The sequence below is a fragment of the Nocardia sp. NPDC055029 genome, assembly GCF_053608525.1.
This window is the reverse complement of the sequence record NZ_JBSGVQ010000002.1, coordinates 17,483-39,379: the sequence shown is the minus strand read 5'-3', so window position 1 is coordinate 39,379 and position 21,897 is coordinate 17,483. Positions and strand designations below refer to the sequence as shown.

The following is a 21,897-nucleotide window of genomic DNA, read 5'->3' as shown; positions in this document are numbered from 1 at the left end:
TGGAGCCGCCGTGCCGACCTTCCGTGTTCCCGGCGCCGACCTCGACGTGGAACTGAGCGACGAGGGCGGCCACCCAGTCGTCCAACTCCACGGCCTCACCTCCAGCCGCCACCGCGACCGTCTGATGGACCTCGATCTCGGCCGCGGACTCAGCGGAACCCGACTGCTGCGGTACGACGCGCGCGGCCACGGCCACTCGACGGGCCGTACCGTCCCCGAGGACTATCGGTGGCCGGTTCTGGCCGATGACCTGCTGAACCTGCTCGACCACTGGTTCCCCGGTGAACAGGTGCACGGTGTCGGTCCTTCGATGGGCACCGGGACACTGCTGCATGCCGCTGTCCGCGATCCTGGCCGATTCTCCGGTCTCACCCTGCTGGTACCCGCGACCGCCTGGCGCACCCGCGCCGCGAAGGCCGAGATCTACCGGAAGAATGCCCGCTTGATCGAGGAGCAGGGACTCGACGCCTTCCTCGGTGCCGATCTCACCGTGCCTCGCCCGCCGGCCACCGTCGGAACGCCGGAAACCGTGCCGGATGTCGCCGAGCACCTACTGCCCTCACTGTTCCGCGGGGCAGCGATGAGCGACCTGCCCGCCCCCGAGGCGATCGCCGCGATCGAGGTGCCGACCACGGTGTTGGCCTGGATCGACGACCTCGCCCATCCGGTGTCGACCGCCGAGGCGCTGGTGGACCTGCTGCCGGCGGCCACACTGGAGGTGGCGCACACACCGGCCGATCTCGCACGCTGGCCGAGCATCCTGTGCGAGGACGTAGCACGACACGCGTAGGCACGACGCCCTAGCGATTCGTTCTGGGGCCAACCGCCCGATACGATCGCCCGTGCCCCACAGCTCGCCATCGGCCGGTCCGACTGGGGTCCGAGCGCCCAAATGTACGCTCTGGCTACACGGAACTGATCGAATCGGTCCCAGGACGGGTGCATAACAGCCGAGCGCCAGCCGGATCTCGTGTGGCGCAGCGCCAGCTGCACAAGGTGTGCGGGCCGTGTGGGTGTGTGCGCTTCGCCGACAAATGCGACGAATTCATGGTGCGTGCCGGCTACCCGGACCACCGCCGCAGATCTGCTCTGCACCGCGAATGATGCTTCTGGGCAGACGTTGTCAACCGAAGCCGGTAGCGTGTGCGCGCGGACGTCGAGCCACCGGCCGTAGCCGGAGCGGCGCGAAACCAGACATGGCACGTTGCAGTGCGAAGGCCGAAAACCGCCCGTACCGAGCGGACCGGCATCGTCAGATCGAGTAAGAATCTGCGATGACCAGGCGAAACGGTGGCAGGACCCGGAACTTCGGCCAGGAATTCTTGGCTAATCTACTGGTAGTTCTGCTCCCCCATCTGGACTCGAACCAGAAACTGCCGGTGTCGAGCCGCGGTGCTGGTCACACGAGAACGTTGGCGGGGACACGAGGTTGTGAGGTCGAGTAGGAAACGCACGCCATGTCCCTGCAACCAGAAGGTCAGCGCTGCCGCAGGTGCCGGCTATACCGAGACACCGGGCCGCAGCCGACATCCACTATTGCAGCGCAACGTATTTGGTTTCGAGGTATTCGTCGATGCCTTCGCTGCCGGCTTCCCGACCGAGGCCGGATTGTTTGATTCCGCCGAACGGGGCCGCGACGTCGGAGATGATCCCGCGGTTCACTCCGACCATCCCGGCTTCGAGTGCATCCGATACCCGCAGTGCGCGGTGCAGGTCACGGGTGTAGATGTAGGCGGCCAACCCGTATTCGGTGTGGTTGGCGGCGTAGACGGCCTGATCCTCGTCGTCGAAGCCGGCGATCGCGGCCACCGGGCCGAATACCTCCTCACGCAGAATGCGCGCATCGGCGCTGATGTCGGTCAGCACGGTCGGGGCGTAGAAGTAGCCGTCGCCGTCAGTGTAGGTGCCGCCGGTGGTGACTACCGCGCCCTTGGTGACGGCGTCGATCACCAGTTCGTCGACCGCACGTCGCTGCTTGTCGGTGATCAACGGGCCGACCTGTACGCCGTCGAGGTGGCCCGGGCCGATGGTGAGCCCGCGCATGCGTTCGGTGAGCCGAGCGGTGAATTCGGCGCGGACCGCGTTGTCGACATGGAAGCGATTCGCGGCGGTACATGCCTGGCCGGTGTTGCGCATCTTGGCGGCCATGGCCCCTTCGATCGCGGCATCGAGATCGGCGTCGGCGAACACGACAAACGGTGCGTTGCCGCCTAGCTCCATAGAGGTTCGCAACACCGAGGTGGCTGCGCGCGCGAGCAGGCGCTTTCCCACCGCGGTGGATCCGGTGAAGGTGAGCTTGCGCAGCCGCGGGTCGGTCAGCATCGGGTCGGTCAGTTGCGCTGATCGCGAGGTCGGCAGGATCGACAGGACGCCGGGCGGCAGGCCGGCCTCGGCGAGAATCTGGCCGAGCAGCAGCATGGTCAGTGGCGTTTCGGAGGCGGGCTTGACCACCATCGTGCAGCCGGCGGCGAGTGCGGGGCCGATCTTGCGGGTGCCCATGGCCAGGGGGAAATTCCACGGCGTGATCGCCAAGGTCGGGCCGACGGGCTGTTTGGTCACCAGGATCCGGCCGTTCCCGGATGGGGAGGGCGTGTAGCGGCCGTTGATCCGCACGGCTTCCTCGGCGAACCAGCGCAGGAACTCAGCACCGTAGCCGACCTCGGCATGGCTGTCGGGTAGTGGCTTGCCCATTTCCAGGGTCATCAGCAGCGCGAAGTCGTGTCGGCTAGCTGTCACCAGTTCCCATGCCCGGTGCAGGATTTCCGCGCGGCGGCGTGGCGGCGTCGCCGCCCACGCCGGTTGCGCTGCGGTTGCGATGGTCAGGGCCTGTGCGCCGTCGGCTGGGTCAGCATCGGCCACCTCGGCCAGGACCTTTCCGGTGGCGGGGTTGTGGACGGGGAACGTCGACCCGGTGGCCGCTCGGACTTGGTGCCCGCCGATCCACAGGTCGGTCGGCAGCGTGGACAGCAGGGCGTCGAAGTCGGTCATCGGCGGCCTGCCGCTGCGTGCAGGACATCGCCGAGCACGGTGACGGCCTCGTCGAGCAGGTGGTCGCTGATCACCAGCGGTGGCAGCAACCGGATCACGTTGGAGTGGGTGCCGCAGGTCAGCAACACCACTCCTTGGGTGAGGGCTTCGGCGGCGATCCACTTGGTGAGTTCGGGGTCTGGATCGGTGCTGCCGGGGTGGACGATCTCGATGGCCAGCATCGCGCCGCGGCCGCGAACGTCGCCGATCACACCGGTCCGGTCAGCCAATTCCTGCAACCGGGGTTTGATCGCGTGCTCGATGGCCCGTGCCCGGACAGGCAGGTCGAGATCGTGCATCGTGTGCAGGGTGGCCAGCGCGGCCGCGCAGGACACCGGGTTGCCGCCGTAGGTGCCGCCGAGCCCACCCGGGTGTACCGCATCGAGCAGTTCGGCGCGGCCGGTGATCGCGGCCAGGGGCATGCCGCCGGCGATGCCCTTGGCCATGGTGATGATGTCGGGCTCGATCTGCTCGTGTTCACTGGCGAACCAGGCGCCGGTGCGTGCGAAACCGGTCTGCACCTCATCGGCGATGAACACCACACCGTGCTGTTTGGCCCAATCCGCCAGCGCGGGAAGAAAACCCGGGGCCGGAGTGATGAACCCGCCTTCGCCCTGGATCGGTTCGATAATGATCGCGGCCAGCGATTCGGCGCCGATCTGCTTGTCGATCTGCTCGATGGCGCGGCGGGCAGCGAGGTCGCCAGACAGCCTGTCGCGGTAAGGATACGAGGCAGGCATCCGGTAGACCTCGGGCGCGAACGGCCCGAACTGGGCCTTGTAGGGCATCGACTTCGCGGTCAGCGCCATGGTCAGGTTGGTGCGGCCGTGATAGGCGTGATCGAAGGCGACCACCGCGGTCTTGCCGGTGGCCAGGCGCGCGACCTTGACGGCATTTTCCACGGCTTCGGCGCCGGAGTTGAACAGGACCGTGCGCTTGTCGTATGCGCCCGGGGTCAAGGCCGCGAGCTGTTCGGCGACCTCGATGTACCCCTCGTACGGGGTGACCATGAAGCAGGTGTGGGTGAAGCGGCGGGCTTGCTCGGCCACCGCGGCGGCCACCTCCGGGTTGGCCGCGCCGACGGTGGTCACCGCGATCCCTGAGCCGAGATCGATGAAGGAGTTGCCGTCGACGTCGACGATCACCCCTCCATCGGCGTCGGCGGCATACACCGGCACCGCGGAGCCGACGCCGGCCGCGACGGCCCGGCCGCGCCGCTTTGCCAGTGCGGCGGAACGTGGCCCAGGCAGCGCGGTGACGATAGAGCGCTGTTGCGCGAGACGATAGGCGATGTCGATCATCGGAAATCTCCCAAGTGAACGGTTCGGTGGGTGCCGAATACTCGTAATTTGCTCCACACCACTGTGATTCGAGTGATTCGTGGAGATTGCCCCGCCCGGGCTGCGCAGCACACCACCCGGAGCAGGACTGTTCGGGTGTCAGTCGTGGGTGCTCATCACGTGCTTGATCCGGGTGTATTCCTCGACGCTGTAGGCGGAGAGGTCTTTGCCATATCCGGAGTATTTGAATCCGCCGTGGGGCATCTCGGCGACCAGCGGGATGTGGCAGTTCACCCATACCGCGCCGAAATCCAATGCCAGGGTCAGCCGTTCGACGGTGCCGTGGTCGCGGGTCCACACGCTCGCCGCCAGGCCGTAGGGCACGTCGTTGGCGTAGTCGATGGCCTGGGCTTCGTCGGTGAAGGCCTGCACGGTCAGCACCGGCCCGAAGGTCTCCTGCTGCACGATCTCGTCGTGCTGACCGACACCGGTGATGATGGTGGGCTCGAGGAGGTAGCCCAGGTTGCCCACCCGTTGGCCACCGCAGACGATCCGGGCGTGCGATGGAAGGGCCTCGAGTTTGTCGGTGACCGCGGTGAAGTGGTCGATGTTGTTCAACGGGCCGTAGAAGGCATTCGGGTCCTCGGGCAGTCCGGGGCGCAGGGTCTCCGCCTTTTTCACCAGCGCCTCGACGAGCTGGTCGTGGACGGAGTGGTGGACCAGGACCCGGGCTGCGGCGGTGCAGTCCTGTCCTGCGTTGAAGAAGGCCGCCTCGGCGATACCACCGGCTGCCTTGTCGATGTCGGCGTCGGCGAACACCACCGCCGGTGCGTTGCCGCCGAGTTCGAGGTGTAAGCGTGTGACCTGCTCTGCCGCCGCGGCCGCGACAGCGATCCCGGCCCGCACCGATCCGGTGATCGAGACCAGCCCGAGCGCGGGACGCGATACCAGCGCCGCGCCGGTGCCGCTGTCACCGAGCACCACGTTGAACACCCCGTCGGGCAGGATCCCTTTGCTGATCCGCGCCAGGACAAGAGTGCTTTCGGGTGTCGTGTCACTGGGCTTGAGTACCACGGTGTTACCGGCGGCCAGGGCTGGTCCGATCTTCCAGATCGCCATCATGAACGGGTAGTTCCACGGCGTCACCTGCCCGACGACCCCGATCGGTTCGCGCCGCACGTAGGAGGTGAATCCGTCCATGTATTCCCCGGCGGCTTTGCCCTCGAGCAATCTGGCCGCTCCGGCGAAGAAGCGCAGCTGGTCGGCAGCCACCGCCACCTCCTCGCCGGCGATGACCGCCCGCGGCTGACCGGTGTTGCGGCACTGCGCGTCGACGATCTCGTCGCTGTGTGCCTCGATCGCGTCGGCCAGTTTCAGCAGTGCCGACTGCCGGAAGGCCGGGGTGGTCTTGCCCCAGGTGAGAAAAGCGCGTGATGCGGCGGCGACCGCCGCCTCGACATCGCCCCGAGTCGAGATCGGTGCCCGACCCACCACGTGCTCGTCAACCGGATTGATCAGGTCCAGAGCCTCGGTGGACATCGAGGGCACGAACTGGCCATCGATATAGTTGCGCAACAGCGCGATCGACATGATTTCCCTCTCAGCGTTGTGCGGTGGCGACTGGTCCGGCAGGCGAAGTCACCGGGATCTGCGACAGTGCCCAGCCCGCGGCTTCGGCTGCTCGCTGGCCCGCGCTCACCGCGCCGTCGATGTAGCCCTGGTTGATGGTGGCGGTCTCGGTGCCTGCCCAGTGGATGCGCCCGACCGGTCGGCGGTCGGCGTCGGTGTACTGGGTGATCACGCCGGGCGGACGGGAGCTGACGCACCCGCTGATCCACGGTTCGTGCGTCCAGTCCTTCTCCAGATAGGCCCGCGGGTGTGCAGCCTCGGGCCCGAACAAGGTCTGCAGGTCTGCCAGCAACATCGCGCGGCGCACCTCGGGGTTGTCGAGGATGTCATCGCTCCAGTGCAGGCCGTACCCGGATCCGGCGGTGCCGAGGAAGGTGAGCAGGATCCCGACGCTGCCGTCGGGCGGGGAGTTGTCGACGACGTAGTTGGCGACCCGCAGGTCGGTGATGGCCTGGCCGTTGAATCCGTTGTCGCGCCAGAACGGTCGGTCATAGATCGCGAACAGTTTGCTCTCGGTGCCGTTGCACCAGCGGCGCTGCAGCATGGCCCGGCGGGTCGGCAGGTCCGGTGCGAACCGGATGCGGTTGGCGTCGGAGGGGGCCATCGCGACGATCACCTGGTCGGCGCGAACATCGGCACGGGCAGAGGACACCAGCACCCCGGTGTCGTCCTGGGTGATCTGCGAGACCGGCGAGTCGAGCACGACCCTTCCGGGCAGGGCTTCGGCCATGCGCAGCGAGATCAGCTGGGTGCCGCCCACCACCCGGGATTCCTGCGCGCCACCGGTGATGTTGACCAGGTGCTCGATCCCGCCACAGCCGGCGATGCGGGCCAGCTGCACCAGCAGCGAGGTGCTGTGCAGATCTTCGCCGTCGGTCACGGTGAAGGCCAGCTTGAACAGCAGCCGTACTTCCTTGGTGAAGGAGTTCGCGTCGATCCACTGTCCGAAGGTGATGCTGTCCCAGTGGCGGGCCTCGGGTGCGTTCCACGGCGCATCGAGCGGAACCGTTTTCGCCATCCGCTCCAGACGCAGCTGCATCTGGGCGTAGTCGGCCAGAACCATCGGGTTCAACGGCGGGATCGTGCCCTTGTACAGCTTCTTCTTGCCTTTACGCAGATAGATCGACTTGCCCTCGACGAAGGTCTTGAACGTGTCGAGGCCGAGTTCGTCCAGCAGCGCCAGCACGTGGTCTTGACCGGGTCCGACCCACTGCCCGCCGCCCTCGGTGATCACACCGGGTGCGACATCGAGGTTGACGGTACGTCCTCCGACCCGGTCGCCTGCTTCCAGCACAACGACAGAATGTCCGGCTTGGTGGAGTCGGCGGGCTGCGGTGAGTCCCGACACTCCGGCACCGACGACGACGACGTCGGCAGTAAGTTGCTCGCTCATGGGGTGAGTCCTCCTGTGCTATCGGTGAGTGGGAAACGTCGGCTCCTGGTCCTGATCTCCTCTGCGCCGCTGCCGGGGCCCGCGGCGCGACGAGCCCGGGGCCGGCTATCGCGACTGGGCCGGTGGTTGGCACCTGTCGTCGGCTTTCATGATCGGGTTCGTCCCTGGCGCTTCTTAGCAGTGGATCGTCGACGGTGCTGTGCCGTAACCGGTTTCGGGATGTGCTTGTCGATGTGGGCGGCCACGCGTTCGACGATCAGGTCGGCAAGCGCGTCCGGAATGTGGTGACCCATTCCGGCGATGACGATGTGGCGGGAGTTGGGGATGGCGGCCGCGGTGGCCTCACCCCCCGAGGGGTCGACGAGGGGGTCGCGTTCGCCGTTGATGACGAGCGTGGGCACGTTGATCGTGCGCAGCTCGGCGGTGCGGTCGCCGGAGGCCTGGATGGCTTGTAGCTGGCGTTGCATCCCCGCAGGGCCGTCGCCGGCGGTTCTATCCCACTGGGTGGCTGCGTGCTCGGCCTCGGCGAGCACGTCGATGGGATACCCCGAGCCCGCCAGATCGGCGGTCAGCCGCAGGTGCGCTTTGACCGCCTGCGGTTTCGTCCGCGGCGCCTGGGTGGCCAGGATGAAGGTCGTCTTCAACGACGCACGCCCGACCCCGGGGTTGCCCGTTGTCGAGTAGATCGAGGTCAATGATGCGGCGCGCGTCGGGAATTCAGCGGCGATCGTCTGCGCGATCATGCCGCCCATCGATCGCCCGACAACATGAGCAGAACCGACGCCGAGGTGCTCAATCAGGTACGCGCAGTCGGTTGCGCAGTCGGCGAGGGTGTAGGCATCCGAGCGTGGGCGTGCCGATGCCAGGCGCAGGACGCCCGGGGCGGGAGTGGAGACGAAGGTCGACCGCCCACTGTCCCGGTTGTCCATCCGGACGACGAGGAAACCGCGCGACACGAGAGCTGTTACGAAGTGCTGGGACCACATGGTCAGGTCTTCACCGAGACCACCGATCAGCAGGACTGCGGGCTGCCCGAGCTGACCGTCGACGCGATAGCAGACACGGATGCCGCTGGGCAGACGGGTGAACTGATCCGGACTCCGCACGGACAGCTCAGACATTGCCGGATTCCTGTGCCGCTCCGGTCAGTTCGCCGACGGTGGATGTGTCGCCGCTGAAGGGCCGGTCGGTGCTGGCGCTGAGGTGCAGGCTCTCGTCGAACAGCGCGCCCCGGAGCAGTTTGGCGTCTTCCGGGTAGGACAGCCCCATCCGCCAGGGCAGTTCAGTTCCTTGCCGAGGCACGGTGTGCTGCGAACGCAACACATACCCGGCGCTGATGTCGAGCACCGGCCTGGTCTGCATTCCGGGCTCGGCCACCGCGACCGCGGTGTCGTAGCCGAAGCTGTCCATGTGCGCGAGCAGGTCGCAGAAGTAGCGGCACATCAGGCTGATCTTCAGCGTCCACGACGAGGTCGTGTACCCGACCGCGATCGCCCAGTTGGGGACACCGGAGAGCAGCATGCCGCGATAGGCGATCGATTCGGCGAGGTTGACCAGGTTCCCGTCGACCCGCAGGTCCATGCCGCCGAGCAACTGCAGGTTCAGGCCGGTGGCCGTGACGATGACGTCGGCCGCCAGCTCGCGACCGGATTCGAGCAGGATGCCGGTCTCGGTGAACCGAACGATCTTGTCGGTGACCACCGAGGCGTCGCCGTCGCGGATCGATTCGAAGAAGTCGCCGTCGGGTGCCAGGCACAGCCGCTGATCCCACGGATCATAAGGAGGGTTGAAATGGGTGTCGACGTCGAAACCCTGCGGTAGCAGGCCCTTGTTGACGTGGCGGATCAGCGCGCGGCCGGCCCGCGGGAACATGCGCAGGCCCTTCACAACCGCGCGATCGAGCCAGATGTTCTTGAACCGGGTCAACGCGTACCCACGCTGCTCTCCGAACAACTTGGTCAGTGTCAGCGCGAGCGAGTCCACCCGCGGCAGCGACATCACGTAGGTCGGGGTGCGCTGCAGCATCGTCACGTGCTCGGCTGCGCCCGGGCCCGAGGCCATCGACGGCACGAGCGTGATCGCGGTGGCGCCGCTGCCGATCACCACTACCTTCTTGCCGGCGTAGTCGTAGCCCTCCGGCCAGTGCTGCGGATGAAGGATGTCCCCGGCGAAATCGTCGCGTCCCTCGAAATGCGGGGTGAAGCCCTCCTCGTAGCGGTAGTACCCGGTCGCTGCGAAGACCCAGTTCGCCTTGATCTGATGGTGGGTGGCCGACTCACCGCCGTTGTCGATCTGTACCTGCAAGGTCCAGGCCGCTTCGGCGGTGGACCAGTCCGCCGAGATCACCCGGTGCCGGAAGCGGATCAACTTTTCGAGCCCGTTTTCCTGCACGGTCTCGTGCAGGTAGTCGCGGATGAGCGGGGCGTCGGCGATCGCGGCGCGGTCCTTCCACGGTTTGAATTCGTAGCCGAAGGTGTGCAGGTCCGAATCCGATCGAATGCCGGGGTAGCGGAACAGATCCCATGTGCCACCGATATTGTCGCGGCTTTCCAGCACGACGACGCGTTTGGTCGGAAACGCTTTCGTGGCGTAGCGAGCGGCGCCGATTCCCGAGATTCCGGCACCGATGATCACGATGTCGAACTCTTCGTTGACGATCGTCGACGTGTTCATCACATTCACCCCTTTTCCGTTGGTTAGGCGTTGACCCACCCTCCCTCTGGTGACAGGTCGCCAACTACAGCGCCGTGCCCCCAGCTGGGACCTGGACAGGTGCACAGTGCACACCGGCCGGTGCGGGCGAATTCGGGCTCGCCGGAGGGAAGTGGGTGATGAGCCGTCGACGTCCAGTTGATGAAATCGGCTCAGTTGCCTCCCGTGCGGCGGCGGTGCAGTGTGTCGCACCGGCGACGGATGAGGGTGCACGGCGGCGTGGCCGACGGCACAACCGACGCGCCAGGCTGGGCGCATGTCAGAATTTCACGAGTTCAGCGCATCGCGGCTGATGCCGGTGCCGGTGGCGGCAGTGTGGGAGTTCACCGAAGATCCGCGCCACAACGCCCAATGGTGCAACAACGTTCGCGAGGTGACCCAAGTCGACCGTCCGTTCGGAATCGGGCGCAGTTTCGAAGAGATCAGTGTCGTGGCTGGGCCGTTGACATCGGTCACCACCTGGACCCTGCGCACTGTCGTTGCGCAACGCGAACGCACCTTTACCGGGAAAGGGTTTCCCGGTGTCGGCGAGATCCGGCCGTTCGTGCGGATGGAACCGGTGACCGACGCTGCGGGCGCCGAACTCGCCTACGTCACCTACGGGTCATCGATCGAGCTTTCCTATGGCCGGTTCATTCCGATCGTGACACGGCTGCTGCGGCGAATGCTCGCTACCGAATTCACGACCTCACTGGCCAACCTCGAAAAGCTCGCCGGCCGTCACGCTGCTCGCAACGCCGATCGTTTCTAGCTCCGGCAACCCGGTCAACGGTCGTCGCGCAACTGCAGATACATCAGCGCGGCGACCACGCTGGTCGCGTTGTCGACCAGCGGTTGCGGCAACAGCCGGTCGACGCGGGTCAGCCGGCGCTCGATGGTGTTGCGGTGGGTGAACAGGCGCTCGGCGGTGCTGGTGGCGTTGAACCGTTCCTGCACGTAGGTCAGCGCTGTTTCCCGCAGGACGGTGTCGGCGGTCGCGAATTCGCCGAGGGTGTCGGCGACGAACTGTTCGGCTTGGACCATATCGGCGGACAGGGCCGCGACGAGCTGGATGTCCTCGTAGCGAACGATCTGGCGGGCCGAGCCCAACCGTGCCAGGACCCGCTGCGCCGTGGCCGCGTCCAGGTGGGTGCGGCGGAAGCCCTCGATGTCGCGTCCGGGGCGGCCCAATGCCACCCGCACGCCGGACAATCCCGCCAGCTCCTGCCGCAACACCGATATCGGCGGGACCTGATCGGTAGGCAGCCACAACCACAGCGCGTTGGTGCTCGCCACCAGCGTCAACCGCCGACCGGCTCCGCAGGCCCGCATCACCTGCTCGGCTGCCGTTTCGATGGCCTCGGAGCGTTCGGTGGAATCCACCCAGACGATGGCTGCCACATGGTTACCGGTGAGGGCGTAGCCGAGGCGGGCCTCGGCGCGCGCACGGCTGATCGGTGCGCCTTCGAGCAACAGCTGGGCGGTCGAGTGCCGTTCTGCGTGGGCGCTGCGGGCCAGGTCGGTACGTTCGGCTTCGACATAGGCGGACAGCGCGGCCATCGAATCGTCGACGAAGGTGATGATCGAACAGCCCGACACCCGCAGGGTCTCGCGGAGCAGTTCGTGGTCGCTCGTCGCACCGAAACACTCGTCGGTCCACCGTTGCCACGCAACCCGCTGGCCGGCCCGCCACGATCCCAGATCGCTGGTGTCCAGCCCTCGCCGCACGAGGTCGCGGGCGAAACCCAGAGTCTCGGGATCTTCGCACGGCGGAACGCGCCGGCCAGGGTTCTGGATGGTCGCGGTGAGCCAGTGGATGAGATACGCCTTGTGCATCCGCCGGTCGCCGGCGGCGAGTACCGGATCCTCCACGATGAACGGGTACTGGGTGCCGAGCTGAGAGGCGGAGAACACTTCGTCGACAAGCGCCTCGGTGGTGGGCAGGATCCGTTCGGCAACGCCACGCATCAACACGCACGCCCGTTCGCTCGGCACCGGCCACAGTTCCTCCATAGGGGCACTGTTCACCATCGCTGCCTCGATTGCACCCGACTCTCCGAGAACGGCCACGATGCCCGCGCCGCTACGAAGAGCCGCACGCTCTTGCCGTCCGCAGCGGTGAGCGCCGCACACTCCACTCCCATCGGTGCGCAGGGCGGCCGCTGCAACTCCTCAGCCCTCGACGACGTCCCGGTCGGGGAGCAGTAGCTGACGTAGGGCATGGCCGGCAGACAGGTCGGCCAGGGCGTCGGCAGCTTCCGACAGCGGCCGGCGGGCGGAGATCATCGATGCCAGATCGAGGCGTCCGGCCATGACCTCATCCACCAGTTCCGGGATGTCGCGGTGCGGGATGGACGAGCCGTAGTTGCAGCCGAGGATGCGTTGGTCGGCTTCGGCGAGTGCGAGCGGATCGAAGGTCGCGTGTTCTCCCTGCGCCGGGAGGCCCACGATCACCGCCGCGCCGCCGAGCCCAAGTGCGGCGATGGCCTGCTCGGTGGTCCGTATTTTGCCGATGGCGTCGAACACATAGTCGTAGCCGTCAGGTACGACCGAACGAAGCGCGGCAACCACATCGGGCACAGCGGCGGCATCGACGATGTCGGTTGCCCCCAGAGTCATAGCCAGTTCGAGTTTCTCGGCCACGATGTCGACCGCGACGATCCGGGTGGCGCCTTCCAGCCTCGCGCCCTGGATGCACGCCAGACCGACTCCGCCGCAGCCGATCACGGCCACGGTGGACTCCGGTCGGACCGCCGCGGTGTTACGTACCGCGCCGACACCGGTCGCGATGGCACAGCCGATGATCGCGACATCCTCGAGCGGAGCATCATCGCGAACCTTGATGGCGCCCGAAACCGGGACGACGACTTCCTCGGCGAACGACGACACTCCGAGATAGTGGTGGATGCGGCCCTCCGCGTCCGACAGCCGGGTCGTGCCGTCGTAGAGCACCCCGCCGGGCGCGACGATGGCGGCCACCAGTGAGCATTGTGCCGGTCGCCCGGCGCGACAGGTTCGGCAGTGCCCACAACCGGGCACCCAGGACAGGACGACGTGGTCGCCGATCTCGAGCTCGTCGACACCTTCTCCGACCCCGGTGACGATCCCTGATCCCTCGTGCCCCAGGACCAGCGGTCGGGGCACCTGCCACGCGCCGGCGGTGACGTGCAGGTCGGAGTGACAGACCCCGGCAGCGACGATCCGTACCTGTACTTCGCCGGGTCCCGGGGGTGCGAGGTCGACGTCCCTGAGCGCGATCTTGCCGTCGTCGTCGAGGACGACGGCGCGGATCGACGTAGGCCGCGAACTCGCGATGTCGTGAGTAGGCATGTGAGGCTTCCTGATTCGTGTCACTGAACAGTGGTGCGCGGCCGTGGTGGACCGTCGTATACGACTTGTCAGAGGCCGAGGTGACGAGCGATCTCGTGGGCATCGGATGTCCACAGGCCCGGTGATCCCACGGGGTACTGCGAGCGGAATCCGAGTAGTTTCTGCACCCGCGCGGGCAGGTCGCGGATTGTGTCTCGGTCGATCAGCAGCGCGTGTGCCTCCTCCGGAGTCAGAAACGATGCTTGGACGGCGATGCTCACTGCCCGTCGGCTGTGATCATGGGTCCGATTGGCGCCGCCACCGTGCAGGACTTTGCCGGAGAAATACAATGCGTCACCGGCGCTCATTTCGGCGGCAACGGTTTCCCCTGGATCTCCGCGGACACCGAAGTCGTCGGCCAGATGAGTCCCCGGCAATACCCTGGTCGCGCCGTTGGCGTCGGTGAAATCGGTCAGCGCGACAAGGAGATTGGCACACACTTCGGGTGCGTACCGGCCCATTGCGGCGAAGGCGGGATAGTTCTCGTTGTCACGATGCAGGAACTGGGCCCGGTTGCCGGGACCGATCTGGATGACCTGCCCGGTCGAGAGCCACCAGTCCCCCAGCTGATCGCGGAATGTTCCCTCGCACAGGGCGTGTAGGAGATCGTCGTCGAGGATTTCGGTGCGGAAGGTCGGGCTCTGTGTCACCAGGCCGGTCATGCGTTGGGTGTTGGCGCCGTGGAACTCCTGCATGATCGGGTTCCAATGCTGCGATCCTGCTGAAACTCCTGCCAGGGCGGGGTCGAGTTCGGCGTTGAACCGGCGGACCTGATCGACGGAGAGGAACTCGCCGATGATCACCGCCCCGTCCTCGGCCACGATTTGCAGGGTCTCCCGCACCTCCGTCGACCGCGATACCTTGCGCAAGGGCCGTGACCGGCGCTCTGCCGTTGATGTCATGGTTTTCACCTTCGTCTCGACTGGATGGACTCACCGCTATGAGGTCGGATGCTGCTGCTCGCCAGCGCATTTCGCCTCCGGAATGGACTGCTCGGACACCCGCACTTCGCGGCCACCGGCGTAATGCCACTCTGCCTGCGGCGGCGTCTGTCCACTACGCCACGGCGCCCACGAGTGCACCTGATGCCGGTGCACACTGCACACCTCGGTCTCCGATTCCCCCACCGTGGCCCGGTGTAGGCCTGACTGCTGCACAGCGGCCTCCTTTCGCTCCGGGTTCGGCGCGGCTGGTTCGGGTAGTGTTTCGCCTTCGATGTCGACGTGGGGCATCCACCGTTCGAGTGACGCGGGCAGCCACCACGCGTGGCGGCCGAGCAGGGCCATGACTGCCGGGATGAGTGTCATGCGGACGACGAGCGCGTCGAACAGCACGCCGATGCCCATCGCGAAGCCGATCGGCCCGATCATCGTGTTGTGGCTGAACAGGAATCCGGCGAAGACCGCGATCATGATCACGGCCGCTGCGGTGATCACCCGGGCGCTGTCCGCGTATCCGATGCGCACCGCCTCCAGCGCCGTGTTCTTGCCGCTGACGTAGGCCTCCCGCATCCGCGACATCAGGAACACCTGATAGTCCATTGCCAGGCCGAAAAGTACGCCGATCAACAGGATCGGCAGGAATGCCAGGATCGGGGCGGGGTGATGCACGTTCAGCAGCGAGCCCAGCCACCCCCACTGGTAGACCGCAGTCGTCGCGCCGAGTGCGACCGCCAACGACAGCAGGAATCCCAGCGCCGCGGTCAGCGGCACCAGAACCGACCGGAACGCCACCATCAGCAACACCAGCGCGAGACCGACCACGACGATAAGGAACGGGACCAGGGCGTCGGAGAGCTTGTCTGCCACGTCGATCCCGATCACGGTCTCACCGGTCAAGTGCAGGGCCGCGCCCTGTTCGGTACGCAGGTCCCCTGCGCTGTCACGGATGGCGCGCACCAGCTCGGCGGTCCGTTCGGAACTGGGAGCGGTAGCGGGAACGACGACGAACTGAGCGGTGTCGCCCGCATCGTCGACCTCCGGCGGCAAGACCATCGCGACCCCGGGCATCGCGGTGATCCGCAGCACCGCGGCCTCAGTCTGAGCGTGGATCCGGCCGGGCTCACCGTCGACGACTGCGATGAGAGGCCCGTTCAGTCCCGGCGTGTAGGCATGGGCCAGCAGGTCATGGGACGTGCGTGACACCGTGCCTGCGGGGTCTTGACCGGCATTCGGCAGGCCGAGACGCAGATCCGCGACCGGCAGCGCGAGTACCGCCAGAGCCGCGATTCCCGCGACCAGGGTGGTGATCGGACGTTCGGTGACGATCCGGCCCCACCGGTTGGGCCGTCGCGCGCCCTCGATCGCGCGAAGCCCGCGCCCACGGGGAATGAGCCGGGCACCGGAGAATCCGAGTAGCGCAGGCAGAAGGGTGACGGCCAGCGCCACCACGACGCTGACGCACGCCGCGGCCGCCAGACCCATACCGGTCAGGAACGGTATCCCGGCGATCGACAGCCCACACAGGGCGATGAGCACCGTCGCACCGGCGAAGACGACAGCGCTGCCCGCCGTCCCGATCGACCGGGCCACCGATTCGCGCACAGCCATGCCCTCGGCGAGCTGCTGTCGGTGGCGGGACACGATGAACAGCGTGTAGTCGATACCCACCGCCAGGCCCAGCATCAACGACAACGCCAGGGTGGCCGAGGATGCGTCGAACAGGGTGGAGACCGCCACCACACCGCCGGTTCCGACAGCGACGCCGATCAACCCGATCAGGATCGGCAACCCGGCGGCCAGCAGCGACGCGAAGGTCACGAGCAACACCCCCATCGCGATCGCCACACCGATCGCCTCGGCCGGACCGACAAACGAGGCCTCCGAGTAGTACGGGCCACCGGTCAGCAGAGGACGCAACCCCATCGCCTGAAACGTCGTGTGCGCCTTGTCCACCGCCGCCTTCGCTGCCGGATCCACCGGCCGGGAGAAGCTGATGTCGGCGAAGGTGACATCACCGCGCTCAGCGACCGCCGGCGAGGCCGGGGTGACCGACTCGATGCCCGGTACGCCGGTCAGCCCTGCCAGCTCGGCGTCGATCCGCTCCAGCGGCAGGCCCTGGCCTGCCGGCGCCCGGACGACAAGGCGTGCCGCGGCCTCGCCGGGCGTAGTCGGCGCGCCCTTGCCGAAGCTGTCGACCAGTACCTGCAGCGCACGATCGGACTCGGTACCGGGGATCTCGAACTTGTCGGAAACCTTGGCGCCCAACGTGATCCCGACCGTGGCAACGACAACAGCGATCAGCGACCAAGCCGCGACCACCCGCCACGGGTTTCGGAAACAGAGATCGCCGAGGCGATAGAGAACACGAGCCATGCCTACCCCTTCAGAATCAAAACCTACAAACGTCCGTTTGCCTACATCTGTCGGTTTACCTACACATGTAGGATAAAAGGGAGGTGCCTAGGCACGTCAACGTGTCGCGCAGCACACGAAGCGGAGATGGGAAGGTTGAGGTGTGAATCGAGAGCAGACAGCCCAGCGCAAACCGGCATCCGATGACGCGCGCGTGCTGCGCAGCCGCGGGTTACTGCAAGACGCGATCCTGAAACTCGGGCAAGAAGGCCCGGTGGACGGCATCGCGATCTCCGACATCACCCAGCGCGCGGGAGTGAGCCGCAGCACCTTCTACGACCACTACACCGACAAGGAGACGCTGCTCGCCGACGCCATCGACCGCCACGCCCTCGACGCGGGCGTCTCACTACGGACCGAAGGACTCGACGAAGGGTTGCCCGGTCAACCGCCGCAGTTCCTGGTCGACTACCTCCAACACATCGCCGATCACGCCCAGCTGTATCGCAATGTGCTCGGCGCCCACGGATCCGCCGCGGTCCACGCACGACTGGCTCGCAGTATCGCCACCATCCTCGTCGAAGGAATCGGGCTCCTCGGCCAGCACGCGCCGGTCGAATCCCCAGTCCCGGCCGCGGTCGACGCCGCCGCACTGGCCGGGGCGATACTCGCCGTCATCACCTACTGGCTGGAACATCTGCCGCAGACACCGACACCCGATGTCGCAGAATGGATCTGGGAGATCATCACCAGAGAATGAATTGCATTTCGGATCCGACCACCGCGGACCGTGTCGCCGAAACGGGCCAGAAACTGGGCCGGGGCGAACCAGCCGGCATGGAAAGAAGTGACCCGCACAAAGGGTCACTCGCCTGCGCGGGCCGGCCAACTCTGACGGAGCCGGTTCAGGCCGGTTCGGGCAACCGGACCGAGGCAAGTTTGGCCGGGTCGATCACGATGTGAAGCGCGGTGATCCGGCCATCGGTGACGGTGAAGGCAATGACTGAGAGAGGGGTTCCGTCAGGACGCCAGGACATATGGCCAGGGATGCCGTTGACCAGCACGGGCCGTTGTCGAGCGACCTCGCCGGAGAACATGCGAGCGCCGGAGGCAACCGCGGTCGCGCCCAGGGTGACGACCACACCGTCGGAAGTGTCGACAGTCAACTTCACTTGCGGGTCGAGGACGCGCAGGAGCGCTTCGAAGTCGCCGGCTAGGGCCGCGGCACGGAAGGCTTGGACGACCTCTTGGTGCTCACGCCCGGGCCCCGCTCGACGTTCCGTGGCTTGAACCTTGCGGCGGGCGCGACTGGCGATCATCTTGCTGGCATCGGCGGATTTGCCCAGGATCTGCCCGATTTCGGAGAACGAGACCGCGAACATATCGTGCAGGACGAACGCAAGGCGCTCGCTCGGGCTGAGGGTATCGAGCACGACCAGCAGGGCGAGCCCAACCGAATCTGCCAGCGCGACTTGCTCATCCGGTGTAGGGCCGTCGTCAGGTGTCACCACGAACCCCGGAAACTCCTGCCCATATCCGGTTTCGGGGCGGGCTTGGCGGGAGCGCAGCAGATCCAGGCTGATTCGGCCGACCACGGTGGTCAGCCAGCCCGCCAGGCTATCGATCGTCGCTGTGTCCAGACGGATCAAGCGCAGCCATGCTTCCTGGACCACGTCCTCGGCATCGGCGTGCGAGCCCAGCACGCGATAGGCGACGGTACGCAGCCGATCGCGCTGGGCCTCGAACGTCTCGGCCACCAGGCCGAATGGGTGGCCGGTCACGGCTTACGCTGCTCGCGCAGCGAGATTCGGTTGCCGTCTGGGTCTGTCGCCTCGACCCGGATCCCGAACGGATAATCCTCGGGCTCGGATTTCACGAAAGTCACTCCGCGACCGCGGAACACCTCGAAGTCCTTTCGCAGATCATCGGATTCGAGAATCAGCTGGCCCGGCGCACCGTTTCGGGTCCCGACCACCGGCCCGTCCGCGGACTGCGGCCACAGAATGATCTGCACCGGGCTATCGGCGATTCCTACGGTGAGGAAACGCCCATCGGGCCCGGTGAAGTCGATCCGCTTGTCCAAGCCGAGGCCTTCGGTGTAGAACTCCAGCGCGCGGTCTTGATCGGTGACGTAGATCGTCACGTACATGATGTTGGTCAGCATCGGCTGCTCCACTTCGATCGTAGATGCGAGACCGTCCGTAACCGGTCGTCGCTTCTATGACGAGTGTGGTCCGCAAAAGGTAACAGGATCGCCCCCGAAGCGATTGCCGAGCGAATCGCAGCACCCACTCGGGACGTACCGAACCCGCCTCCACACACGATTTCCGCCGTCGAGCCCGATGCACTGTCCTGCCGCGTAGCGCGCGTTCGCTGACGATGCGCGCTCATGCCGAATGCCGCTGCACCTCAAGACCTTCGAATGCCGAACAGCGGCAAGCATTCCGTCAGTCCGGTCACTTCTACGGGCACGCTTCGATGGGCTTCCCATCGGGCATGCGTCAGCCGCAGTCGTCGGAGAACCGCCGGCTTTCCCCGCACCGCGTGCACTTCGATACCGTCGGGCTCGTACCCGAGTTTGCGGGAGACCCCATGGGAGCCCTGGTTGTCCTCGAAGGCGCCGGAGACCGCCGAATTCGCTCCGAGCCCGGCGAAGGCCAGATTTAGGACCGCGGCCCGCATCTCCGTTCCGATTCCTTGGCCGTGGTGTGTTCGGCCGAGCCAGGAGCCGGTGTTCACCTCGGCGCAGACCGCGAAGTTCTTCGCGGCGAGCGACTGGGTACCGACCACGGTTCCGTCTCGGAGCACGACGAAGTTGAGGCTCCACGCGTCGGCCTGCCACTCGGCCCAGCATCGCCAGTGCCACTGCAGTACCCGCTGTGCGCGGACGTCCGGGTCTGCGTCTGTCCACTCGGCGGTAAACGGTTGCACTGCCGGATCGTGCACTCCCTCAGCGGCCAGCCCGGCAAGTGCGCCCAGGTCCTGCGGATCGGGCAATCTCAATTCCAGTCGGGGTGTACGCACCTGCAATCCGGCCAGGGGCCAGTACTTCATCAGGCTCATACCGGCCATCATGACCATCGAGCGGCCGTCGCGGCCAACGATTTGTCTACCAGCAGCGACCTGGATGTCTGTGCGCTGCACACCCAGTGCTGGAAGCGCATCACAGGGCGTTGATCCGCGCCAGTGCGTCGAAGGCCAGGTCGGCCGCCTGCCACAAGGCCGTGACCTCCGCGCGCACCGTAGGGGCGAGGGCGGGATCCTGCAGGGCAAGGCCGTTGGTGAAGATGACGGTATTGGCGCCCAGGTCGGCGGCGATGAGCATCTGCTCGGTGGCGACGCCGGCGCCGAACAGCTGGTCGAGTCCCTCGCCGACGAAGTAGAACCGCCACAGTGGACCGAGGTCGGCGCCGTAGACCGCTTTGGTGCGGTCGATGATCACGTCGCCGACGGCGGCGATGCTCGCGACGATCTTGAAGTAGTCCGGGGCGTTCTCGGGTCGACTGCCCACTGCCGCAACCGAATACGTCAGGTCGACGGTGAGATGGGCGTTGTAGCCTGCCATCGCGGTGCGGGCTCTGGATACGCCGCAGTCCTGGGCGAGGGCGAAATAGTGGGCCCAGTGGGGTTCGGTAACACCGCCGGTGAATTCGGCGTGCAGGTTGTCGAGGAATCGGTGCAGGAGTTCCGTGCTGATCGCGTGCGCGTACTCGCGGTTCGCGAACGCGGCGGGGTCGCGCTGGAGCGGCATGACGGCCGCATTTTCGACGCCGTCGAGGCCGACGGCGAACAGACCGCGCAGGTCCCGGTGGGCGACGAGGATCTCGGTGATCCGGTGGTGCCGGTCCACCGCGTTCTCGAGTCGCGCGAGACTGTCGGCGCCGGTGATCGTCGAAGTATCCGACAGCCGTGCGACGTCGGCGATATCGGCAGACGAGAGCGTCGAACCACACGCCGTGTCGCGAACAGCGCCGGTGGCCGGTCCCGCGACGACAGCGGGCAGGATCATGATCAGGGCCGCAACGACAGCAGCTATTCCACTCGATACACGCACCCGCAGATTCCACCACCCGCGAGCCGGCACCGCAGCGCACAACACGGCGCGAAGCGAGCCGGGAAACCGGGCGAACGGTGCCATAGCCTGGGCGAATGCCGGAAACCACTTTCCGCCACCGATTTCATCGACTATCTGGCGACGCTCCCGTAACAGTCCTGACCAGAGCTCAGACCAGGCGCAAGCTGGTGATGATCTTCTTGGCCTGGTCGGCGGTGAGTTCGCCGGTGGCGTTGCGGTCGACGAGGAGGGTCAGCACCAGCAACGTATTGGCGGCGTTTTTGAAGGCGAAGGTGTACACCGAGTAGGAGTCGGCGGTGCAGCCGGCGACCGTCGGCTTCCAGGGGCCTGTGCTCTCGACGAACTGGCCGGTGACACCACTCTGGGTCGTGAGCGCGGTCGGTGAGGTCAGCTTTCCGCCGGTCGGGTCCGAGTATCCGCCTGCCGCAGCGATTTTCGCGACGGCCTTGGCAGCGGCCGCGGGATCGGATTCGGTGGTCGTGGTGACGCCCGCCATGGCGCGATAGGCCGAGCCGGGGCAGTAGCTCTCGCCTTCGGTCGCCTGGCCGCGGCCGTTCATCGAGCCGAGCCCCGTGGTGAAGGACATGGTGTCGTACTCCTCGGACACCGACCACGCGGACGGCACGTCGTAGGCGACGCGGTAGGAGGCGACGAGCACGCCTTTCGAACCCGGCGTCGCCGGTGCGGTGGTCGTGCCGGTCAGCGGTCCCGCTTTCACCGTCGTCGCGGTGGTCGAGGTCGCCGCGGCGGAGGTGTCGTCGGAACTGCTGGTGCCGATCACGACGGCGGCGATCCCGACGACAGCGATCAACGCGACAACGACGACCACCGCGATGATCACACCGGCGCCGTTTCCGCTGCGCGGCGGACCCGGATTCGGTTGTGGCGCATACCCGTACGGCTGTTGCGCATAGGGCTGCTGGCCGTAGGGCTGCGGCGCGTAAGGCTGCTGGCCATACGGCGGTTGCCCGTACCCGGGCTGAGGCGCACCGTACTGCGGCGGCGGATATCCGCCCGGCTGCTGCGGGATGGAGGGCTGGGAGTAGGGGTCGGCTCCGGTCTGCGGGGACTCCCCCGACATGCCCGGCGCCTCCCACCAGCGATCGCTGTCGTTTGCCACGTCGAGTCCTCCCTCGCCAC

At 66.6% G+C, this 21,897-nt stretch carries 18 protein-coding genes; 3 read left to right on the top strand and 15 right to left on the bottom strand.

The genetic code is table 11. The features are described 5' to 3' along the window. The first annotated feature begins 10 nt into the window (after window positions 1-10). Window positions 11-790, top strand: a complete 780-nt coding sequence (locus ACWF9G_RS02025; protein WP_452512992.1) for an alpha/beta fold hydrolase — start codon at window positions 11-13, stop codon at window positions 788-790. A gap of 743 nt (window positions 791-1,533) precedes the next feature. Here the strand turns inward: ACWF9G_RS02025 and ACWF9G_RS02020 are convergent. The 6 genes from ACWF9G_RS02020 to ACWF9G_RS01995 all read right to left on the bottom strand — a co-directional run bounded on the left by ACWF9G_RS02020 (window position 1,534) and on the right by ACWF9G_RS01995 (window position 10,002). Beyond that, a complete protein-coding gene (locus ACWF9G_RS02020) occupies window positions 1,534-2,988 on the bottom strand; it encodes an NAD-dependent succinate-semialdehyde dehydrogenase (RefSeq protein WP_452512990.1) in 1,455 nt (484 codons plus the stop codon). Next, window positions 2,985-4,328 carry a 4-aminobutyrate--2-oxoglutarate transaminase gene (gene gabT, locus ACWF9G_RS02015; RefSeq protein WP_452512988.1) on the bottom strand — a complete coding sequence of 448 codons (1,344 nt, stop codon included), beginning with the start codon at window positions 4,326-4,328 and terminating at the stop codon, window positions 2,985-2,987. The genes ACWF9G_RS02020 and gabT overlap by 4 nt, the downstream gene beginning before the upstream one ends. A 138-nt stretch (window positions 4,329-4,466) precedes the next feature. Continuing rightward, on the bottom strand, window positions 4,467-5,897 hold the full coding sequence (locus tag ACWF9G_RS02010; protein WP_452512986.1) for an aminobutyraldehyde dehydrogenase: 1,431 nt from the start codon (window positions 5,895-5,897) through the stop codon (window positions 4,467-4,469). A 10-nt stretch (window positions 5,898-5,907) separates the two neighbouring features. Beyond that, a complete protein-coding gene (locus ACWF9G_RS02005; RefSeq protein ID WP_452512984.1) occupies window positions 5,908-7,329 on the bottom strand; it encodes a flavin monoamine oxidase family protein in 1,422 nt (473 codons plus the stop codon). A 146-nt stretch (window positions 7,330-7,475) separates the two neighbouring features. Then, entirely contained in the window at window positions 7,476-8,450 is a 975-nt protein-coding gene (locus ACWF9G_RS02000) for an alpha/beta fold hydrolase (protein ID WP_452512983.1), read from the bottom strand. After that, the gene (locus tag ACWF9G_RS01995; protein WP_452512981.1) at window positions 8,443-10,002 is read right to left on the bottom strand and encodes a flavin-containing monooxygenase; all 1,560 of its coding nucleotides are present in this window, start codon (window positions 10,000-10,002) and stop codon (window positions 8,443-8,445) included. Before ACWF9G_RS01995 ends, ACWF9G_RS02000 begins: the two co-directional genes overlap by 8 nt. A gap of 295 nt (window positions 10,003-10,297) precedes the next feature. Here ACWF9G_RS01995 and ACWF9G_RS01990 point away from each other — a divergent pair, with 295 nt between their 5' ends. Next, window positions 10,298-10,792: an SRPBCC family protein gene (locus ACWF9G_RS01990; protein WP_452512979.1), complete on the top strand. Its 495-nt coding sequence runs from the start codon at window positions 10,298-10,300 to the stop codon at window positions 10,790-10,792. Window positions 10,793-10,806: 14 nt separating this feature from the next. On the opposite strand, the gene ACWF9G_RS01985 is transcribed toward ACWF9G_RS01990, so the two are convergent. The 4 genes from ACWF9G_RS01985 to ACWF9G_RS01970 form a co-directional block, all read right to left on the bottom strand. Then, window positions 10,807-12,033, bottom strand: a complete 1,227-nt coding sequence (locus ACWF9G_RS01985) for a PucR family transcriptional regulator (protein WP_452512977.1) — start codon at window positions 12,031-12,033, stop codon at window positions 10,807-10,809. 159 nt (window positions 12,034-12,192) lie between these two features. Continuing rightward, entirely contained in the window at window positions 12,193-13,350 is a 1,158-nt protein-coding gene (locus ACWF9G_RS01980) for a zinc-binding dehydrogenase (RefSeq protein WP_452512976.1), read from the bottom strand. Window positions 13,351-13,418: 68 nt separating this feature from the next. Further along, window positions 13,419-14,291 carry a phytanoyl-CoA dioxygenase family protein gene (locus tag ACWF9G_RS01975; RefSeq protein ID WP_452512974.1) on the bottom strand — a complete coding sequence of 291 codons (873 nt, stop codon included), beginning with the start codon at window positions 14,289-14,291 and terminating at the stop codon, window positions 13,419-13,421. Between the two features lie 36 nt (window positions 14,292-14,327). After that, a complete protein-coding gene (locus ACWF9G_RS01970) occupies window positions 14,328-16,703 on the bottom strand; it encodes an MMPL family transporter (RefSeq protein ID WP_452512972.1) in 2,376 nt (791 codons plus the stop codon). 142 nt (window positions 16,704-16,845) lie between these two features. Here ACWF9G_RS01970 and ACWF9G_RS01965 point away from each other — a divergent pair, with 142 nt between their 5' ends. Continuing rightward, complete coding sequence (locus ACWF9G_RS01965) at window positions 16,846-17,442, top strand: TetR/AcrR family transcriptional regulator (protein ID WP_452512971.1); 597 nt, start codon at window positions 16,846-16,848, stop codon at window positions 17,440-17,442. Between the two features lie 145 nt (window positions 17,443-17,587). On the opposite strand, the gene ACWF9G_RS01960 is transcribed toward ACWF9G_RS01965, so the two are convergent. From ACWF9G_RS01960 to ACWF9G_RS01940, 5 genes are all read right to left on the bottom strand, one after another. Beyond that, a complete protein-coding gene (locus tag ACWF9G_RS01960) occupies window positions 17,588-18,463 on the bottom strand; it encodes a sigma-70 family RNA polymerase sigma factor (protein WP_452512969.1) in 876 nt (291 codons plus the stop codon). Then, entirely contained in the window at window positions 18,460-18,846 is a 387-nt protein-coding gene (locus ACWF9G_RS01955) for a VOC family protein (RefSeq protein WP_452512968.1), read from the bottom strand. The genes ACWF9G_RS01960 and ACWF9G_RS01955 overlap by 4 nt, the downstream gene beginning before the upstream one ends. Window positions 18,847-19,091: 245 nt before the next feature. Next, window positions 19,092-19,745, bottom strand: a complete 654-nt coding sequence (locus ACWF9G_RS01950) for a GNAT family N-acetyltransferase (protein WP_452512966.1) — start codon at window positions 19,743-19,745, stop codon at window positions 19,092-19,094. Window positions 19,746-19,845: 100 nt separating this feature from the next. After that, entirely contained in the window at window positions 19,846-20,736 is an 891-nt protein-coding gene (locus ACWF9G_RS01945; protein WP_452512964.1) for a DUF5995 family protein, read from the bottom strand. Window positions 20,737-20,905: 169 nt separating this feature from the next. Then, complete coding sequence (locus ACWF9G_RS01940) at window positions 20,906-21,877, bottom strand: hypothetical protein (RefSeq protein WP_379311172.1); 972 nt, start codon at window positions 21,875-21,877, stop codon at window positions 20,906-20,908. Between the last annotated feature and the right edge of the window lie 20 nt (window positions 21,878-21,897).

What these genes read in the sequence shown, in the direction of transcription:
- ACWF9G_RS01995 (WP_452512981.1), bottom strand. Translation starts at nt 10,002, where the DNA reads ATGAACACGTCGACGATCGTCAACGAAGAGTTCGACATCGTGATCATC.
- ACWF9G_RS01990 (WP_452512979.1), top strand. Translation starts at nt 10,298, where the DNA reads ATGTCAGAATTTCACGAGTTCAGCGCATCGCGGCTGATGCCGGTGCCG.
- ACWF9G_RS01950 (WP_452512966.1), bottom strand. Translation starts at nt 19,745, where the DNA reads ATGAGCCTGATGAAGTACTGGCCCCTGGCCGGATTGCAGGTGCGTACA.
- ACWF9G_RS02010 (WP_452512986.1), bottom strand. Translation starts at nt 5,897, where the DNA reads ATGTCGATCGCGCTGTTGCGCAACTATATCGATGGCCAGTTCGTGCCC.
- ACWF9G_RS02000 (WP_452512983.1), bottom strand. Translation starts at nt 8,450, where the DNA reads ATGTCTGAGCTGTCCGTGCGGAGTCCGGATCAGTTCACCCGTCTGCCC.
- gabT (WP_452512988.1), bottom strand. Translation starts at nt 4,328, where the DNA reads ATGATCGACATCGCCTATCGTCTCGCGCAACAGCGCTCTATCGTCACC.
- ACWF9G_RS01975 (WP_452512974.1), bottom strand. Translation starts at nt 14,291, where the DNA reads ATGACATCAACGGCAGAGCGCCGGTCACGGCCCTTGCGCAAGGTATCG.
- ACWF9G_RS02005 (WP_452512984.1), bottom strand. Translation starts at nt 7,329, where the DNA reads ATGAGCGAGCAACTTACTGCCGACGTCGTCGTCGTCGGTGCCGGAGTG.
- ACWF9G_RS01980 (WP_452512976.1), bottom strand. Translation starts at nt 13,350, where the DNA reads ATGCCTACTCACGACATCGCGAGTTCGCGGCCTACGTCGATCCGCGCC.
- ACWF9G_RS02020 (WP_452512990.1), bottom strand. Translation starts at nt 2,988, where the DNA reads ATGACCGACTTCGACGCCCTGCTGTCCACGCTGCCGACCGACCTGTGG.
- ACWF9G_RS01970 (WP_452512972.1), bottom strand. Translation starts at nt 16,703, where the DNA reads ATGGCTCGTGTTCTCTATCGCCTCGGCGATCTCTGTTTCCGAAACCCG.
- ACWF9G_RS01985 (WP_452512977.1), bottom strand. Translation starts at nt 12,033, where the DNA reads ATGGAGGAACTGTGGCCGGTGCCGAGCGAACGGGCGTGCGTGTTGATG.
- ACWF9G_RS01955 (WP_452512968.1), bottom strand. Translation starts at nt 18,846, where the DNA reads ATGCTGACCAACATCATGTACGTGACGATCTACGTCACCGATCAAGAC.